Below are 18,294 nucleotides of genomic sequence, written 5' to 3'. Positions count from 1 at the left end.
GTAGAAGACGTGGAAAAACTATTACCGCAAAATATAGAGGCCGAATGTGGGGTGTTGGGTAGCATCATTATTGATCCAGAAGCAATTATGCAGGTGGCTGACTTTTTGGTGCCCGAGGACTTCTATCGTGATGCCCATCGCAGTATCTATGAAACGATCCTCTTGCTCTATGAACAGCATGAGCCTGCTGACTTTATTACGATCTGCGATGAATTAGAGCAGAAAAACAAGCTGGAAGAGGTGGGGGGCGCTAGCTATATCACGTCTCTGATCAATCAGGTACCGACCAGTGGCAACGTGGAATATTATGGGCGTATCGTTGAACGGACAGCGATTCTACGCCGTTTGATTCACGCAGCCGGTCAGATTGCAGCAGTGGCCTATGAAGAGGGGGATGCTGAGGTGGCTCTGGATAAGGCAGAGAAGCTCATCTTCAATATCACGCAGCGCCATGCTCGAGCCGATTTCTCGAACCTTGGTGAGCTTCTGGGTGACTATATGGCCAAGCTGGACCAGCTTCATGAGAAACGCGGGGCCATCGTTGGCGTTCCAACCGGCTTCACTGATCTCGATCGCATGACAGGTGGCCTCCAGCGCTCCGATCTTATTATTCTGGCCGCCAGACCCGCCGTTGGTAAAACGTCGTTTGCTCTGAGCCTGGCCCATAATTCAGCTATCAAGCATAAACAGTCAATCGCGGTCTTTAGTCTGGAAATGAGTAAAGAGCAGCTGGTTCAACGTTTACTCTCTATGGATGCAGGGATAGATCAGCAGCGGCTCCGTACAGGCTGGATTGAGGATGAGGAGTGGGAACGTATTGTCTATGCTATGGGCACGCTCTCCGAAGCCAATATCTGGATCGATGATACGGCTGGCATCTCAACGATGGAGATGCGCAGTAAAGCCCGTCGTCTGCAAACCGAACACGGAGTCGATCTTATTATCGTTGACTACCTTCAGCTTATGCAGTCGTCAGCCGGCGGCAAACGCAATGAGAACCGCGTCCAGGAGATCTCAGAGATCAGCCGTAACCTGAAAGGGCTGGCCCGTGAGCTCAATGTCCCGGTCATTGCTCTGGCACAGCTTTCTCGCGCTGTAGAGAGCCGTACATCTAAAGTTCCACAGCTCTCAGATCTTCGTGAAAGCGGTTCTATCGAGCAGGATGCCGATATCGTCATGTTTATTTATCGCGACGAAGTCTATAATCCCGATACTGAGCGCAAAGGTATCGCCGATATCATTGTTGCTAAGCACCGCAATGGTCCCGTTGGCGAGGTCAGTCTCTTTTTCCAGGCCAGTCAGACACGCTTCTGCGATCTGGAGGTCTCGCCACCTGCAGAAGAAGAATAGAGGTGTACCTGTATGACAGCCTTTACCGGATTTCCAACCGGCAAAAATCCATTTGTCCCGATTCCTGAGGTCTTTTTTACGCAAGTTTTACCTGATATTGAAGATTATGCCGAACTAAAAGTCACTCTTCATATCTTCTGGGCCCTGGCGAATAAACAGGGGAACCCCCGCTGCATCAGTGATCGAGAGCTGATCAGTGACCAGATTCTCTTGCGAAGCCTCAAACGTCGCGGCGATCCTAGCCCAATTGCTGAACGCTTGCGCCAGGGATTGGAACAGGCCGTGGTGCGGGGGACGCTCCTTCGCATCCATCTCAAACATTTTCAAGAACCAGATAGCGATCCTTCAGTGGTCTATTGGTACTTCTTTAATACCGCTCGCAGTCGCAAAGTCGTTACAGAACTAGAAGGCGGAGAGATGATTCCAGTTCGCTTACTGACACCCGAGCCCGCAACAGTAGCTGTAGAGAGCGAGCAGGCCGTTGTAGCAGGGGTGTATGCTAAATCTATACCTTATGAGCCTGCACCAACTGTCCAGGTTGAACGAGAACGACCCAATATCTTTGTGCTATACGAACAGAATATCGGTTTATTATCACCACTTATTGCAGATGATCTTCGCGATGCCGCTGATCATTATCCAGCGGATTGGATTGAGGCGGCCTTTCGAGAGGCCATCCAGCAGAATAAACGCAAATGGAGTTATATTAGCGCTATTTTACGGCGCTGGGAAACGGAAGGTCGGCAATCATGGAACGCCTGAATGATATTATGGGGAGGCAGCCCCAACGTCGCCCACCTGAGCAGCGACCATCCCAGAGCACGTCGAATCTGGGTCCACGGGCTCCTCAATCCCAACAACCTATTACCCGCAGAATGCTGAATGAGCAGCGAGCACATCTGGATCAGCCCGGCTATACCCCTATGCGCAAATATCCAACTCAGCCTCTCTCTCCTGCACAGAATCAGCCTGGACGCCAGACAGATCCACGTCCAACCTATGGCCCAACCGCTCGCACTACTGAGAGTGGAGCCAATCACACAACGTATAGACCAACCGCTCGCACTACTGAGAGTGGAGCCAATCACACAACGTATAGACCAACCGCTCGCACTACTGAGAGTGGAGCCAATCACCCTACCTACCCACGTCACCAGCAGGCCTATCGCTCGCCTTCTGCCGATCCCTACCAGCATTCACGTTTACCACAGGATGCTATAGTACCACTTCAACCTCGCACAGCTCCTGAGCGTCAGAATGATTATCCTACGCCTGATTATCAGACAAATTATGCGAATACTTCATACTATACAACGAATAATTCCACTCATACTTCTGCCGACGATTATACTATTGCAATTTCGAGTGCCAACAGGGCCTCTCATGCGCCTCATGCTGATGCGATTGAAGAATGGGATGAGGAGGAGGATGACAATATTGGCATGGGCTATGGCGACTGGGAGCAAGAAGATAAAGATGTGATTGTCTATAAGCGTGCCGAGGTTCGTTTGGATATGAATGTCGTTGCCGAGGCTCGTTCATCTTATCAAGTTCCTGCTGAAGTGGAACGTCCAATGATCCGTCCCACTCATAATCCGCGCGATCTGAGTGCCTATCGGGTGACGACGACTTCACCTCATATGACACCACCATCGCTACTCCCACCAGTGCAACCACAAACGCCGGATCTCCAGCGCTATTCCCAGCGCGTAACCCAACCGCTGAATCCACGAGCCCTGACTGAGGCAGCTCGCGAGCGCCATATGGATCAGCCTGTGCTGGAGCCTCCGCTGGCCGCTCCAGCCGCACGCCCGGGCTGCCCCCAATGTCGGGGAGCTGGCTATCTGCGCGTCAATGTTGCATATGGTCATCCCAACTTTGGCAAACCCATCCCTTGCGTCTGTAAAGAGACGGAGCGCAAAGAGAAGCGCCGCCAACAGTTGCGCGATATGTCGAATCTGGATGCCTTCCATCATCAGAGCTTTGAGACGTTCAATGCCTCTATCCCAGGGGTGCGGGAAGCATTTCATGCAGCCATCGATTTTGCAGAAAATCCCGATGGCTGGCTCATGCTGGTCGGACCCAATGGCTGTGGCAAGACGCATCTTGCAGCTGCAATCGCTAATCAAAGCCTGGACGATGGGGCCGTCGTGCTCTTTGAAGCCGTCCCCGATCTCCTGGATCACTTACGAGCCGCTTTTGCTCCCACTGCCAATGAGGTCTATGATCAGCTCTTCGCTAAGATGCGTGAGGCCGAGCTTCTGGTGCTTGATGATCTCGGCGCACAACAGAGCTCTCCCTGGGCCAACGAGAAGCTCTTCCAGCTCCTCAACTATCGCTATAATATGAGTATGCCAACTGTCATTACTGCTAATCCACGCGGTATACAAGGAGTGGACGAACGGATTCGCTCCCGCTTAAGCGATACCAGCCTGGTTGTAAGCATTGCAATGAATCAGGCTCATGATTTTCGCCCAAGGCAGCCGCGCCGCCGGTAATCTCAGGCCACAGGCGCACAACTATCTACTATATCCGTTACAAAACAATACATGAAAACCGATCATTCCAGATGGGTATCAGCGCATCTGAAATGATCGGTCTCATCTTCAACAACGCAATAACTGGCGCTTTCTTGCACTCGCATCTTCCAAGTGCTATCATGTCTATAAACGTCCCCCATTTGTGGGTTTCTTCTGCACATTCATTTTTTGCTGACGGTTTATCTCCTTAGACAAGGATTAGGAGTAGATCACGATAGATAAGAAGGAGCAAACATGAGCATTTACAATCCGCGCGATCCAAAATGGATTAAGGAATCCCGCGAGTTTCTGGAGCCACGCGGAATTATTCCGAATGTCGTCGAGACCACACCTCGCGGTACCGTCGGTTGGGACCTCTTCTCGCGCCTGTTAAAAGATCGCATCATTTTCATTGGGACTCCCATTGATGATATGGTTGCGAATAGTGTTGTTGGTCAGTTGCTTTATCTGCAAAGTGAAGACGCAACCAAAGATATCAGCATGTACATTAATAGCCCCGGCGGTGTTATCTACTCTGGTCTGGCTATCTACGACACAATGCAGTATCTCCGTCCAGATGTTTCAACCGTTTGTATGGGTATGGCGATGAGTATGGGGGCTGTCATTCTGGCCGCTGGTCAGGCTGGCAAACGCTATGCACTTCCCAATGCGACTGTTCTGATTCACCAGCCTCTGGGTGGCGCTGAGGGCCAGGCCGCCGATATCGAGATTACCGCTCGTGAGATTCTGCGCTTGCGCCGTAGCCTCTATGAGATTCTCTCGAAACATACCGGTCAGACGACTGAGCGCATCCTCCAGGATTCGGACCGCAATTACTACTTGACCGCCCAACAGGCCGTTGAGTATGGTCTGGTCGATGAGGTCTTGACCTCAGGCGATGAGAAATAACTACGGGCATGTCGCCTGGATGACAGGGAGTATCTCGCGCGCTACAGCCAGCCTTGCTCGTTCTACGTCGTTCAGCCGTTCAGGTCTGGCTGTCAGATTTTCTTGTTACACCAGGGAGAAGGTCGTGTTCATTCTTTGTGAAGAAAGATGAACGCGGCCCTCTCCCTGGTCTCTTTGTCTCTCTCTTACGAGAGTACGAGATCAGTAAAAGGAGAAAATTCCTTTGCCAGCACATATTCTCCGGGCCCCTACGGGCCGCAAGCTTCGTTGTCTCCTGTTCGACTGCGGCGAAACGCTCTGGAGCTCGACAACGCAGGAGATGCTGTTACCCTTAGAGCAGATAGCCCACCAGCGCGCCCTGGCTCTGTTGCGCGAACGGGTTCCGCCTGCACAGCTTGAGCAAGTGGATCAGGTCAAGCTAAGTCTTCATCTACGCACGATGATTTTGAAACATGTTCGTATTCTGGCACAGACTGCTCAGGAACGTGAGCCTGATCTTGCCTATGGCACAAATCTCGCCTTACAAGAACTGGGCCTTCCTGAACAGCCCCGCCCGCTGGCAGAGGAGCTGTTTGAGGCTTTTCGCATTCCTATCGCTGCCTCTCGTGTCCTCTTTGAGGATGTTCACTCTACGCTTACAGTTCTACAGGAGCGCAACTTTCTCCTTGGAATCGTGACAAATCGCCACTGGGGAGGGCAACCCTTTATCGATGGAATGAAACAGATGGGGCTCCTCACCTATTTTGCGCCAGAGAAGATGGCTATCTCCGCCGATCTCTGTCTACGCAAACCACATCCTGGGATCTTTGAGTATGCCCTACAAGCGCTTGAGGTCGCCCCCGAAGAGGCTGTCATGATTGGAGATTCGCTAAGAGCCGATATTGCTGGTGCACAACGCCTGAATATCTATAGTGTCTGGAAGCCATCTCCCAGACTTTATGCAGAGCTACGCGCTGACTCTGGTCAACAAGCCATTCCACCTGAACAACTACTTGCAAGCAACAAACAGGTGGAAGAGCACAAATATGGCCTGCCCCATCCTCATCCACTTCAGCCTGATGTGATTATTGAGCATTTGAGCGAGCTGCTTGAGCTCTTTCCAAAGGTAGAGATATGATGACTCCCCATCTTCGCAAGCTCTTATTTGAGACACTCTACAGAAATCGTTACCTCTATCGCTTTGCCAGCACTGTCCCTTTCGCCGGACAATGGCGCGTCTGGCAACGATTAGTGCTCAGCCGACTCGCTGGACAGGATATTCTGGAGTTGGGATGTGGTCTGGGCGATCTGCTGGCCGATATGCTTGCAGCGGGCTATCATTGTCAGGCCGTAGAACGCTCGCCACAGATGGTTGAGGCAGCCCGTTTAACGCTAAAAAAACGCCATCTGATCGGACCCGAATGCATTATTCAGGGGTCAGCCCAGCAGCTTCCTTTCTCCGACCAAACATTCGATACCGTTGTCAGCACATTTCCCTCTGAATACATCTATGATCCAGCAACAATTGCTGAGATCGAACGAGTGCTTCGGCCCGGTGGGCGCGTAATTATTATTGAGGGTGCAAATCTTTTACCTGTTGGCTATCTCCAACCTTTTCTGGTCCTGATTCAGCTTGTTGTTTATGGCTCACGCGCACTTTATGGTCCTCGCAAAGAACAATCTCTCCGTGAAGAGGTTCAACGCAGCCGTCAGGGGCCCGCCGCAGAAGAACAGATCTTAACCAGCAGGCAGGAAGAGAAAGAAGGAATTATCGTGGAAGAGTTACCCGCTGCATGGTTTGGACGCCTCATACCAATAGAGCAGAATGGTCTGGTCCGCCGCTCGGAACGGGTGCGCAGCCGGCGCTGGGAGGTCTATCTCACTATTGGCGAAAAATCTCGCTGATAACCATATCTGTATCTCAATCATGATACTATTTGTCAAAGAATTGAAAGATTTATCGCATATGCAGACAGATATTGAGCAGGTTGCCGAACAGTATCCTCACCTGGCCCATGCCTTTGACCTCATTCCTCAAGGTGAGCTTCATCTTCAACGTTTGCAAGATCTCAACCGCAGTTGGCAGAATATGCCAGGGGCACAGCGCCAGTATGCAGAGGTGGTTGTCAATGAGGAGCGACCGGCTGTGGATACCTCCAGAACCTTTGATATTATTTATGCTGGTGGAGGCCTTAATCTCCTCAATGCTGCTGTAATGACGCTTCGTTATGGTCTCCGCGTGCTGGTCTTTGATCGCTTTACCGTTGGAGCCGTTCATCGAGAGTGGAATATCTCACGCGAAGAGCTACAAGAATTGCTCGATGTTGGACTGTTAACAGAACAAGAGTTGGAAAGCATTATTCAGCGCGAATATAGTTCTGGATTAGTGCGCTTTGCTCCTCAAAATATTCGCGTTCCTGCTGCTGAACTCTATCTTACCGATGTACTGAATATCGCCGTCGATGCAGAGAAGCTTACTGCACTCTGCCTCCAAAAAATCCAGTCTCATGCTCCAGAGAATGGACAGCCTAATCTGATCCTGCATCAAACAACGTTTATGCGCTGTGCCGTGGAACCCAGAATGAGGGTAACGGTTGATGTTCAGGACAATGGTGGCGAAGTTCAAAGCTATCAAGCTCGCCTCCTCATCGATGGGATGGGCGCGACTTCCCCCATTGCCTGCCAGCTTAATTGTGGACGCCCATTTTCTCTTGTCTGCCCAACGGTTGGAACAGTTGCCCGCGGTTATCGTCAAGGAACTGGATCATTAGAGATTGATCCAACGCTGGGTGAGGTGCTGGTCTCCACTGAGGATGCCAATAAAGGTCGCCAATTAATCTGGGAGGCCTTTCCAGGGCGTGAAGATCAGGTCGCAATCTATCTCTTTTATTATGCTGAAGCAGGTCAACGTGTAGATCTTCTTGAGCTTTTTGATGATTTCTTTGCCCTGCTCCCAACATATAAAGATACCAGCGACGTTGAGGTTCTTAAACCAGTCTATGGCTTCATTCCTGCGGGCTACAACATAAAGCTTCCCTGGGAGCCTGAACAAAAGGTGCTGGCGTATGATCGCGTTCTCTCACTGGGAGATGCTGCGGCCTTCCAATCTCCGCTTACCTTCTGCGGCTTTGGCTCATATGTGCGCAACCTTCGGCGCATTACGACGCTGCTTCAGATTGCCCTTCAGAGCAACTGCCTCAGCGCTCAGGAGCTTAATCGTATTCGCGCCTCCGAGGCCGTTCCTGCTGTTGCTCGCGCTTTCAGCAAATTCATGATCGCGAAACCAGCCTCACAAGAACCAGCCTGGCAGGTAAACGAGACACTCAATGTTTTTTGTCGCGTCTTGAACGATCTTGGAGAGCCTATCACCAATGCGTTCTTTAAAGATCGTGTTGGCTGGTTGAATTATAGTCGGATTGTCCTGGCAACTCCTGGCTATTACCGCAAAATCTATACGCTGGCCCTTCAGACGCTCTCATTTGCTGAGATTCTGGGCTGGATCACTGCCTGGCTCCAATTGGGCAGACAATCCTTCATGTATCACTTTTATCTGTTTGCACGCCCCGGCCTGCGCTCCTCGGTAGGGAAAAGAATCATGAGATCGCTCAAACCCTCTTTGGGTCTGCACCTCGTTGGCTGGATAGAGGGTATGGAACAGATTAGACGAGGCTCCAGCAAGCAGTGATGGTGTTTGCTTCTTGAAGAAGACTGACGGAGAGATGAAGATAAGAGAAGATCACAATACTATCACAGTGATGGCGATTGCCAGGACTTTGCAAGTAAATCATGCTACTATAAAACTAGCATACACTGAATTTGTAGTTTTCACTCTCAAGAGGTACATAATATGTCATCAATACTACTTACTGGAGCAAGCGGCAATGTTGGACGCGAAGTTGCTGCTTATTTACAAGAACACAATGTCGCATTTCGTGTCACAACTCATCGGCCTGCCGACGCAGGAGCACACAAGGTCTACTTCGATTTTGAAAAACCGGAAACCTTTCTTCCAGCCTTTACAGGCATCACCAAACTCTTTCTGATTCGTCCACCGCAGATAGCCGATGCAAAAAAGGTTTTCCTGCCATTGCTCGAGGCAGCCAAAGAGGCTGGCATTCAACATATTGTCTTTCTATCATTGATGGGAGTCGAGAAGAATAAAGTCGTTCCACATGCCAAAATTGAAGAATATATCATCGCCTCGGGCATCCCTTATACAATGCTGCGTCCCAGTTTCTTTATGCAAAATCTTTTTACTCAACATGCAAAAGAGCTCTATCAAGAACATTGCATTTACGTACCTGCTGGCAAAGGCAAGACAAGCTTCATTGATGTCCGCGATATTGGAGCCGTTGGTGCCATCAGCCTTATGGATGATCGTCATCAGAATAAAGCCTATACACTGACCGGTAGCGAGGCCCTCGATTACTATCAAGTTGCCAGAATCTTTACCGAAGAGCTTGGCTACCCCATAGCCTATGCCCATCCCTCAACCATCCAGTTCTTTCTCCATGAGCGAAAGAAAGGGACACCATTGCCCTTTATTCTTGTCATGTCAGGCATCTACTTAACCGCCATGTTGGGTCTGGCCGCTGGCATCACGCCAACTGTCGCAGAACTCCTGGGCCGACCTCCCCTGACAGTCAAAGATTTTGCCCATCATTATCGCGCTCAACTTATGGGAACAACCGGCGCTACACTATAAGTACATTCTTACAAAGACATTCTTGACAACTATGAGCTGTGAGGGGCCTGGATATTTGTCTGAGAAAGAAACCCAACCCTACCATTTAACGTATAGTGAACAAAGCGGTTCCACATTCATTGAAATTGAATCCAGATCCAGGACCATCACATGATCGGAAAACAACATGCAGCGGCAATTCACACGGCTAGAGCCCGCCAGCAGAGAGTGATGAAGTGCGTCTCATTCCCCCTGCAAAAAAAGGGCAAAAGCTATACCTGTGTGGTGCATTTCAGCCATCTGTGATATATAATATGGGATGTTACCATAAGATGGCCCATGTACTCCCCTTTGCATTCGTGTTTGACTGCTGATGCATGTTGGAGGCCGAGAAAGCAGGTAGTTAACAATGGACAGACAGCCGGGTAATCAGTACTGGCTACAAAATAACAACGATAGGCAGCCAACGCGCCCAGGACCTACAGGTCGGCCCAATGGGCAAGCGCCTCAACAACGGCCATCGAATAATCTCAATAAGATCTTACTACTGATCGTTGGGATTATGGTCGTCGTCTACATCTATCAATACGTCAATTCGAGCATCACCAATAACACAGCGTCACCAAAGAAAGAGCTTTACTATAACCAGCTCTACGATCAGATCAACGCCAAAAACATTCAGTCTGCAACAATCATTGGGACCACTGATATTGAAGGCCAGTTGGTGAACCCGATCGATGGAAAAAAACAATTCCATACCTACCAACTACCGGCTGGGGATGATAAATTAGCCTCTGCATTGGTGAGTGGTGGCGCCAAGGTCAATTATCAGACACCGCCAGATAACACCATCTGGTGGACGCTCCTCATCAACATTGTGCCCATCCTCCTTCTGGTTGGTCTCTTTATCTTCTTTAGCCGTCGGGCAACCCAGGGACAACAGGGCATCTTTAGCTTTGGTAAAAGTCGTGCCAAGCTGATTCTTGAGGATCGCCCAAGCACAACTTTTGCCGATGTTGCCGGTGTGGATGAGTCCAAATACGAGCTTCAGGAGGTTGTTGAATTCCTGAAGACTCCACAGAAGTTCCAGCGCCTGGGCGGCAAAATCCCTCGCGGTGTGCTGCTGGTGGGCCCTCCAGGAACTGGTAAGACGCTGCTGGCACGCGCGGTTGCTGGTGAGGCAGGAGTCCCGTTCTTCTCAATGTCTGGTTCAGAGTTTGTTGAAGTTCTGGTGGGCGTCGGCGCGAGCCGTGTGCGTGACCTCTTCGAACAGGCAAAAAAGGCTTCCCCTAGCATCATCTTTATCGATGAGATTGATGCTGTAGGCCGCCAGCGTGGCTCAAGTATCAATACGAATGATGAGCGAGAGCAGACCCTCAATCAGTTGCTGGTTGAGATGGATGGCTTCGATGCTCGTCAGGCAGTGGTTGTGATCGCTGCGACAAACCGTCCAGATGGATTAGATCAGGCTCTCTTACGACCAGGCCGCTTCGACCGTCGTGTGACTGTTGATCGCCCTGACTGGAATGGTCGCCTGGCGATTCTGAAGATCCATTCAGCCAAAGTCCCTCTTGATCCCGATGTCAATATGACCGCTGTTGCTCGTGCAACCACTGGTATGGTTGGCGCAGATCTTGCTAATCTAGTCAATGAAGCAGCCCTTCTGGCGGCACGACGCAATCTAGATGCAGTTAATCAGCGCTGCTTTGAAGAGGCCCTGGATAAGATTATTCTCGGTGCTGAGCGGCCTCTGGTCTTGAGCGATGAAGATCTTGATGTAACTGCTTATCATGAAGGCGGCCATGCACTCACAGGTCTGCTCCTGGAGGATAGTGATCCCGTCACTAAGGTGACGATCGTTCCTCGTGGACAGGCACTGGGCGTCACTATGTACACGCCCATCGATGATCGCTATAACTACTCGAAAGAGTATCTGTTGACCCGTCTGGTTACAGCGCTTGGTGGTCGCGCGGCAGAAAAAGTGGTCTTTAATCAGATCACGACGGGGGCAGAGAACGATCTCCAACGCGTCACTCAGATCGCACGTCAGATGGTGATGCGCTGGGGCATGAGCGAGCGCCTGGGCACAATCTCCTTCAGCAATCGTGAAAATCCTTTTGCTGGCGGCGGTGATACAGGAACTCCAACCGATTATAGTGAAGAGACTGCTCAGCTCATTGATGAAGAGGTAGATCGCATCGTCCGCTCTTGCTATGATAATGCAGTCAATCTGCTCACGACCTATCGCCCAACGCTAGATCGTATTGCGCAAGAACTCCGTCGTCATGAGACGATCGATATCCGCCAGCTCCATGCTATCATGGAATCGACTGGTGCTCCTCTGGCCGAGTCACAACAGGCGGTTGCTCAGGTAGGCGTGGCTATTGCACCACCACCACCATCCGAGCCACCAGTTCCACCTACCATACAATAGTTAGCTCCAACGAGCACTGGAGAGCCCAGAGAAGAGCCGCAGCGTTTATATATGTATAGATTGCTGCGGCTCTTCTCTGGGCTCAACGTATTATTGTGCGTAGCGTGGCAGGAGATTTATCACGCGTGTTGTTGGCTTCTGTCCACTCATCAACATATCTAAGAGCGAGAACATTGTCTGTACCAACTCTAATGGGTCAAACTCAAAGACCAGCATCCTGGCCGTATGCCCAAATAGAATAGGAGAGTACATATTAGCATGGGTCGCAATCTTTATATCTCTCTCTGGCTCAATCCCCATCTGCTGCATTGCAACAAGCGCCCCATCCGTCAACATTTCATCACAAATGATCAAGCCATCCGGTCGCTCTTCTGGAGGACGACTAAAAACGTCCTTAGCAAGCTGGTATCCCTGCTCCTGAAAGGTCATCGCTTTATGAGGATTATTGGTTGCAAGAGGAAGCTGGAGAATACGTGCAAATTGCGGATAAAGATGCATATTTTTCTCTTCTAATACCTCTTTCATTCCTTGAAATGTCTCATAGGTAGTAATATCTTCATAAATTATTCGCTGGAGATTTTGTTGCCAGATGCCGATACGACGACAACCTTGCTCTACGAGAGCTTGTGTGGCCTGCCTTGTCAACGCGGCCATGTCCAACTTTACAATCCAATGTCCGCCTGCGGCAAAGGAGATACACGGCAGGGCTTGCTTCAATAACCACTCACTCGATGGGGTTCCCAGACCAACAGCAAGAACTCCATGCACACGCTGCTCTAAAAACATTTGAATGATTGGCTCAGGCAAAGAATGAAAAAAGTCAGCCGTAGGCATGATATGATGAAAACTACAGGTCTCTTCCTTAAATTGCTGACGACGCAATGCCTCTTGTGTAAATAAAACCCACAAACTACTCCAGAAAGGCGAAAGACCTCGCATTGTAAAAATAGAGGCATCGAATAAAACCGCAATTGATTTATGACGAATGCGTGGTGAGACGAAGATACCTTCACGCGCCTTACTATATAGAATCTGTTCAGTGAAGAGGAGCGCTAATGCCTCACGCAATGTCACACGCGAAGTGGAAAAAAGCTCACACATCTCACGTACAGGGGGTAAACGTGCCTCCGGCCCCAACTCCTGTGCCATCTGGCGGAGACTTCTCCGCAACTCTTCAATCTTTGTCGAAGGGGGTTTTTGATTTCTATCTATCACATCAGTCCTTCTGTTCTGAAAAATACTATCTGGGATATCCCAGTCATTTAGGAACACAATGGATTCATCAAGTATAAAAAGGCTTTTCTATTTTGTCAAATCGACCATTTCCACTATCCTCTCGCTCTATTATAGCGCATGTGAAACGAAATCCGGAGCCAGCCAGATCTTAATTGGAGCACATTGGGAACTATGCAAGTAAAAATATTCTGAACCTCCACTATATCCTGGTCGTTTTTAGCTCCCCAATCAAAATATCTCGTTTATACAAGGCAGCGAAAACTTTTTCACACCATTTGGCATAGGTAGAACAGGTGTGATTGACAAAAGCAATCCAATGATTCTATACTTTCATTGGGATATCCCAGAAGATACTCCTCTAGCCGACCATACAGTGTTGTATAGAAAAGGTCAGTCAAGGCTTCTCCTCTCCTATACTACACCAACAGTCTCTAGCTTTTCTGTCTTCATCTGACCGTTGTAAGCAGTGGGAGACCCTTTTACCTGTTAGCAGGACAACATTATGAACATACAAGGAGGTTAATGCCCACGCACGTTAACAGTGAAGTTATAGAGTGGTACCAGACTTTTCATCCTAACAGAATAAGCACAAGAGTGATTTAGCAACAATGATGTTTATCTAGAAAAGGAGTTCACAATGCATGCTGGTTGTATGCCCTGGAAACGCTATGGTGCGTTTTCGCTTAGCATTATTAGCCTTCTTGTCTTAGGTACTCTAGCCTTTGTTAGCCCGGCACAAAAGGCAAAGGCAGATGATCTATCAAGTACTTATACATGGAAACAGCTCAAGACCGGTGGTGGTGGCTTTATTACAGGTCTGGTCGAGCATCCTACAACCGCCAATCTGATCTATGCTCGAGCTGATGTCGGTGGTGCCTATCGTTGGAACGCTTCAACCCAACAATGGACCCAACTCCTGATCGCCAATAATGTTCCTGATCCCAGCCCGAGCGATTACAATGTAGAAAGTATTGCAGTTAGCAAGACCAATGATCAGGTTGTCTACATTGCCGTTGGTTCGGACTACAGTGGAAGCACCGCTGAGACTGGACGCATTCTCAAGAGCACCAACCAGGGAGCAACCTGGAGTGATCTCAGCGGACAGCGCTGGTTCATCTCTGGCAATGAGAATGACCGTACTGGCACCGAGCGGCTGGAAGTCGATCCTAACAACGATAATATTGTCTACTTCGGTTCACGCAGAGATGGACTCTGGGTGAGCACCAACGGAGGAAGCAACTGGAGTCAGGTCTCAACCAGTCAGGTTCCCACTGGTAGCAATAGTGGCGATCCAATTGGTGTAAAATTTGTGGCCTTTGATCCAAATAGTGGCACGACGAATGGCAAGACCAGCCGCATCTATGCTGGTGTCACTGGCAGTGGCATCTATTCCTCCAGTGATGGTGGTCAGAGTTGGAGCAATATCCTTTCAACTGGTGGTACACCCTATAGTGGGAGTGTTGCCAGCGATAATACCTTCTATACGGTCATCGCTGGCGGTAACAATACCCTTCAGAAGTATAATCCCGGCTCAAATAGCTGGGCTAATGTCACGCCTAATGGAGGAGCGCTCTATGTCGCGACCGATCCCTTTAATTCTCAGCGGCTCTTTGTAACTCCAGGCGGGGTTGGCAATGGCAACATCTGGCGTTCAACGGATGGTGGATCACACTGGGATAGCCTTAACATCTCTATCTCCTCTGCGGATATCCCCTGGATTACGAATACAGATGAAACCAACTATATGAGCAGTGGTCAGATCTCGTTCGATCCCCAAAACCAGAATAAGCTCTGGTTCCCCGAAGGGACGGGCGTCTGGAACGCCACAAACCTGAGCGATGCAACTATTAACTGGAACTTTGTCAGCGACGGCATTGAAGAGTTTGTCGCAACCAACGTTATTGCGCCTGCGGGTGGGAAACCAGTCACAGGTGTTGAGGACCGCAATGGTTTCTACCACAACAATGTCGATGCCTATCCTACTCAGACGATCCTCACCAATAAGTTTTCGGCAGGTATGAGTCTGGATTATAGTGGTGGACATCCTAACTTTATTGTGGCCGAGTCGACCGATACCCGTGGCATTAATCCAGATCAGAGTGGTTACTCAAACGATGGTGGACAGAACTGGACGCAATTTAGTGGGAGCCACAACTATAGCGATCTCTACGGCGGCAATATTGCGGTCTCAGCCACTGATACTAACAATATCGTCTGGCTACCCACAAATAATAAGAAACCATACTATACCAATGATCAAGGCGCATCCTGGACTCAAGGTGCTTCTGGCTTAGATAACGCAGGGAATCTCCATCAACAGATCTGGTGGCCAGCCAAACGAGCCCTGGATGGTGATAAGGTATCAGGAGGAACGTTCTACCTCTACAGCACCTCTAACAATGGCTTGTTCTATCGCTCAACCGATGGGGGGCAGACCTGGAGCCAGATGGGGGGCAGCAATGTTCCGAGCAGTTCCGGGAACGATTCACATGTGTATGGACAGGTCCATGCCGTTCCTGGTTACGCAGGCCATGTCTGGGTCAGTACAGCACAGGGCGGACTTGCCTATACGACCAATGGTGGTAGCGACTGGACGAAACTAAGCGCAGTCCAATATGCCTCGGCCTTTGGCTTTGGGCAGACCATCAATGGCTCTTCCTATCCCACAGTTTATATGTATGGCGAAGTCAACAATCAGTATGGCATCTGGCGCTCGACCGATCAAGGAGTTAATTGGGATCTCGCTTCACAATACCCATTGGGGATCTATGACCATGTGAATGCCGTCAGTGGCGATATGAATATCGCTGGCCGCGTCTATGTGGGCTTTACAGGCAATGGTTTTGTGTATGGCGATTCCAATGCCTCTGGCACTGGCGGGAATGGCGGGAATGGGGGAAATGGGGGTACAGGGACTACGACAACGCTTAATCCCAGTGCCGACCGTGATAGCTGGTCCGCCAATTCTGGTTCGTCTGCCTACCTCGATGCCAGTCAGTGGACCACTCCCTACATGAAGTTTGACCTCTCTTCCATTACTGGGTCCATCTCGTCCGCCAAACTACGCGTCTATCGCACAGACGTCAATCAAGGGAATCTCAACATTACAGCATATCAGGTCAATAGTGATTCCTGGTCGGAGTCCGATGCCAGTACCTTGCCAGCTATCGGGAGCTCGATCAGCACTGTTCCCTCAAATGCCGTTGGCTATGTTGAATTCGATGTCACCAGCTTTGTCAAAAATAGATTCTCTAATGGGCAGGTAAGCCTGGCCTTTCAGACCTCAGTTGGAGCCTGGAGCGTCTTTACCTCGCGCGAGAATAGCGCGAACAAGCCTCAACTGGTCATAACTACTGCAAGTACCAGTAACACGGCCTCTCTTTCTGCTATTGCCGATCGAGATAGCTGGTCGTCCGCTTCTGGTTCTGATCTCCATCTCAATGCCAGCCAATGGAATACGGCATATGTCAAGTTTGATCTGTCTTCACTGTCTGGCTCAGTGTCGGCTGCTAAATTCCGGATTTATCGCTCTGACGTTGGTCAGGGAAATCTGAACATCACGACGTTTCAGGTCAATAGTGATTCCTGGTCGGAGTCCGATGCCAGTACCTTGCCAGCTATCGGGAGCTCGATCAGCACTGTCCCTTCAAATGCAATTGGCTATGTCGAGTTTGATGTGACCAACTTTGTCAAAAGCAGGCTCTCTGGTGGAAAGGTCACTCTTGCCTTCCAGACCTCCGTTGGAGCCTGGAGCGGCTTCCTCTCTCGAGAGAATAGCTCAAACCAGCCTCAACTTGTTGTAACAACCAGCTAGAGCACCTCGCATTGAGGATCTTTGATGAGCACTTCATCAAAGATCCTTTTCCTATCCAGTACCTGGTAAACTAGACAGGCAAAGAAGCACAACAAGCAGTTGCCCAGGTAAGAGTGGCTATTGCACCATCACGACCATCCGAGCCACCAGCCCCACCTGTTATACATATGAGCATCCACCAACACATCACCTCTTAGCTCGTTTTTGGATACAATACAACACCTTTCGTTTAATATTGTAGTGGTTACAAAAATAATCGATTGATCCAGCGCGACCAGGATAAGGGCGGGCTGGAAAGGTGTAAAGCGCATGTATTCTCATCAAACGGATAGTTCGGAAGAGGTTTACACAGGCTGGCCCGTGCAGCCTCGCACCAGGCATTTGCTGAAGCTGGCCGAAATGCTGGTTTTACTCATTGCAGTACTCATCCCATCCTGCGGTGGCTTTTATCGAGCTAATTATTATAGCCGCTTTGTTCAGGGGACCTGTACCATCACAGATGGATATACAAAGAGCGAGCTGCACTTTGTTAAAAATGGCCTGGATTATACGACCTATGCTCCCTACCTGCACTATACCGTCTCGATACCTGGAACTTCTGAAATAGCTAGTTCGGGCTATGATGGGCCTGACCATGTTTCCTTTCACGAGGAGGATGAGGCACAAGCTATTGTGAACCAGTATGCTGTTGGTACAACAACAACGTGCTCGTATAATCCTGTCAATCCCCAGGAGGCCTTCCTCGTCTTTCAAGGCTATTCGCAGGAACGCGCCTGGAACGTCTTCTGGGGATCGTTCATCTTATCCGGGCTGGCTCAGCTAATCACGTTGCTGGTCTGGCATCTCTGGGTGCGCAAGTTCATGATCTTACACGAGCGCGGAAAGTTGACACGTGGGCGTGTGGTCAGGAACGAGAGCCGTCGCAACCAAAACGGTCCTTATACCGTCTCGATCATTGCGTATACTGGGATCTCTATCTCGAACAGCCCGATCCGAGGAGAACTGACAATAAGCGGGCATAACGCTCTCAACAGTCGGTTCCCAGTCTGCTATGATCCCTATCGTCCAACCCGAGCCAGATGTGGCAACCGTCCCACACGGACAGAGATCATTGGCGCGGTCATTGCAACGCTCCTCTTGCTGATTGCAATAAGCGGTTTTTCCTGTATGCTCACATTTTTGTTGACGTAATCATCGATCCTGCTGTATAGATTCTTTCTTTATAGCATCTTTAATCAAGGTCTTTTTTTTCAGCAAAGGGAAAATAGGTATAATTAAACCATACGTAAGCTTTTTTTGATTCGTCATGCTCAACCGGAGGTCACGGCAGGCATCCCTGCACGGTTGTGGCCTCTTGCACCAGAGGGCC

12 protein-coding genes are annotated in these 18,294 nt (G+C 49.8%); 11 read left to right on the top strand and 1 reads right to left on the bottom strand.

Annotated features, from left to right (window positions below; all coding sequences use genetic code 11):
- Positions 1-9 precede the first annotated feature (9 nt).
- The 9 genes from dnaB to ftsH all read left to right on the top strand — a co-directional run bounded on the left by dnaB (position 10) and on the right by ftsH (position 11,875).
- Positions 10-1,350: a replicative DNA helicase gene (gene dnaB / locus EL628_RS05445; RefSeq protein WP_126578951.1), complete on the top strand. Its 1,341-nt coding sequence runs from the start codon at positions 10-12 to the stop codon at positions 1,348-1,350.
- A 12-nt stretch (positions 1,351-1,362) separates the two neighbouring features.
- Positions 1,363-2,112, top strand: a complete 750-nt coding sequence (locus tag EL628_RS05440) for a DnaD domain-containing protein (protein WP_126578949.1) — start codon at positions 1,363-1,365, stop codon at positions 2,110-2,112.
- Entirely contained in the window at positions 2,100-3,848 is a 1,749-nt protein-coding gene (locus EL628_RS30300) for an ATP-binding protein (protein ID WP_218028874.1), read from the top strand. Before EL628_RS05440 ends, EL628_RS30300 begins: the two co-directional genes overlap by 13 nt.
- 276 nt (positions 3,849-4,124) lie before the next feature.
- The gene (locus tag EL628_RS05430) at positions 4,125-4,778 is read left to right on the top strand and encodes an ATP-dependent Clp protease proteolytic subunit (protein ID WP_126578947.1); all 654 of its coding nucleotides are present in this window, start codon (positions 4,125-4,127) and stop codon (positions 4,776-4,778) included.
- A gap of 223 nt (positions 4,779-5,001) precedes the next feature.
- Positions 5,002-5,895, top strand: coding sequence for an HAD family hydrolase (locus EL628_RS05425; protein ID WP_126578945.1), 894 nt, complete (start codon positions 5,002-5,004; stop codon positions 5,893-5,895).
- Positions 5,892-6,662 (top strand): class I SAM-dependent methyltransferase, encoded by a 771-nt coding sequence (locus EL628_RS05420; protein ID WP_126578943.1) that lies wholly within the window; start codon positions 5,892-5,894, stop codon positions 6,660-6,662. The genes EL628_RS05425 and EL628_RS05420 overlap by 4 nt, the downstream gene beginning before the upstream one ends.
- Positions 6,663-6,723: 61 nt before the next feature.
- Entirely contained in the window at positions 6,724-8,442 is a 1,719-nt protein-coding gene (locus tag EL628_RS05415; RefSeq protein WP_126578940.1) for a hypothetical protein, read from the top strand.
- 162 nt (positions 8,443-8,604) lie between these two features.
- Positions 8,605-9,462, top strand: a complete 858-nt coding sequence (locus tag EL628_RS05410) for an SDR family oxidoreductase (RefSeq protein WP_126578938.1) — start codon at positions 8,605-8,607, stop codon at positions 9,460-9,462.
- Between the two features lie 388 nt (positions 9,463-9,850).
- A complete protein-coding gene (gene ftsH, locus EL628_RS05405; protein ID WP_126578936.1) occupies positions 9,851-11,875 on the top strand; it encodes an ATP-dependent zinc metalloprotease FtsH in 2,025 nt (674 codons plus the stop codon).
- Between the two features lie 90 nt (positions 11,876-11,965).
- Here ftsH and EL628_RS05400 read toward each other — a convergent pair whose 3' ends face one another.
- Positions 11,966-13,090, bottom strand: coding sequence for a GntR family transcriptional regulator (locus EL628_RS05400; RefSeq protein WP_218028873.1), 1,125 nt, complete (start codon positions 13,088-13,090; stop codon positions 11,966-11,968).
- A gap of 658 nt (positions 13,091-13,748) precedes the next feature.
- Between EL628_RS05400 and EL628_RS05395 the strand changes: the two genes are divergently transcribed.
- Positions 13,749-16,925, top strand: a complete 3,177-nt coding sequence (locus EL628_RS05395) for a CBM96 family carbohydrate-binding protein (protein ID WP_126578934.1) — start codon at positions 13,749-13,751, stop codon at positions 16,923-16,925.
- A gap of 309 nt (positions 16,926-17,234) precedes the next feature.
- Positions 17,235-18,116 (top strand): DUF3592 domain-containing protein, encoded by an 882-nt coding sequence (locus EL628_RS05390; protein WP_126578932.1) that lies wholly within the window; start codon positions 17,235-17,237, stop codon positions 18,114-18,116.
- Positions 18,117-18,294 lie beyond the last annotated feature (178 nt).

It is taken from the genome of Tengunoibacter tsumagoiensis (assembly GCF_003967535.1).
In the GTDB taxonomy this organism is placed as follows: Bacteria; Chloroflexota; Ktedonobacteria; order Ktedonobacterales; family Ktedonobacteraceae; genus Tengunoibacter; species Tengunoibacter tsumagoiensis.
Note: the sequence above shows the minus strand (reverse complement) of the source record. Positions and strands in the feature narration are given on the sequence as shown.

Coding starts and splice junctions, on each gene's coding strand:
- EL628_RS05440 (WP_126578949.1), top strand. CDS start 1,363: ATGACAGCCTTTACCGGATTTCCAACCGGCAAAAATCCATTTGTCCCG.
- EL628_RS30300 (WP_218028874.1), top strand. CDS start 2,100: ATGGAACGCCTGAATGATATTATGGGGAGGCAGCCCCAACGTCGCCCA.
- EL628_RS05430 (WP_126578947.1), top strand. CDS start 4,125: ATGAGCATTTACAATCCGCGCGATCCAAAATGGATTAAGGAATCCCGC.
- EL628_RS05420 (WP_126578943.1), top strand. CDS start 5,892: ATGATGACTCCCCATCTTCGCAAGCTCTTATTTGAGACACTCTACAGA.
- EL628_RS05415 (WP_126578940.1), top strand. CDS start 6,724: ATGCAGACAGATATTGAGCAGGTTGCCGAACAGTATCCTCACCTGGCC.
- EL628_RS05410 (WP_126578938.1), top strand. CDS start 8,605: ATGTCATCAATACTACTTACTGGAGCAAGCGGCAATGTTGGACGCGAA.
- ftsH (WP_126578936.1), top strand. CDS start 9,851: ATGGACAGACAGCCGGGTAATCAGTACTGGCTACAAAATAACAACGAT.
- EL628_RS05395 (WP_126578934.1), top strand. CDS start 13,749: ATGCATGCTGGTTGTATGCCCTGGAAACGCTATGGTGCGTTTTCGCTT.
- EL628_RS05390 (WP_126578932.1), top strand. CDS start 17,235: ATGTATTCTCATCAAACGGATAGTTCGGAAGAGGTTTACACAGGCTGG.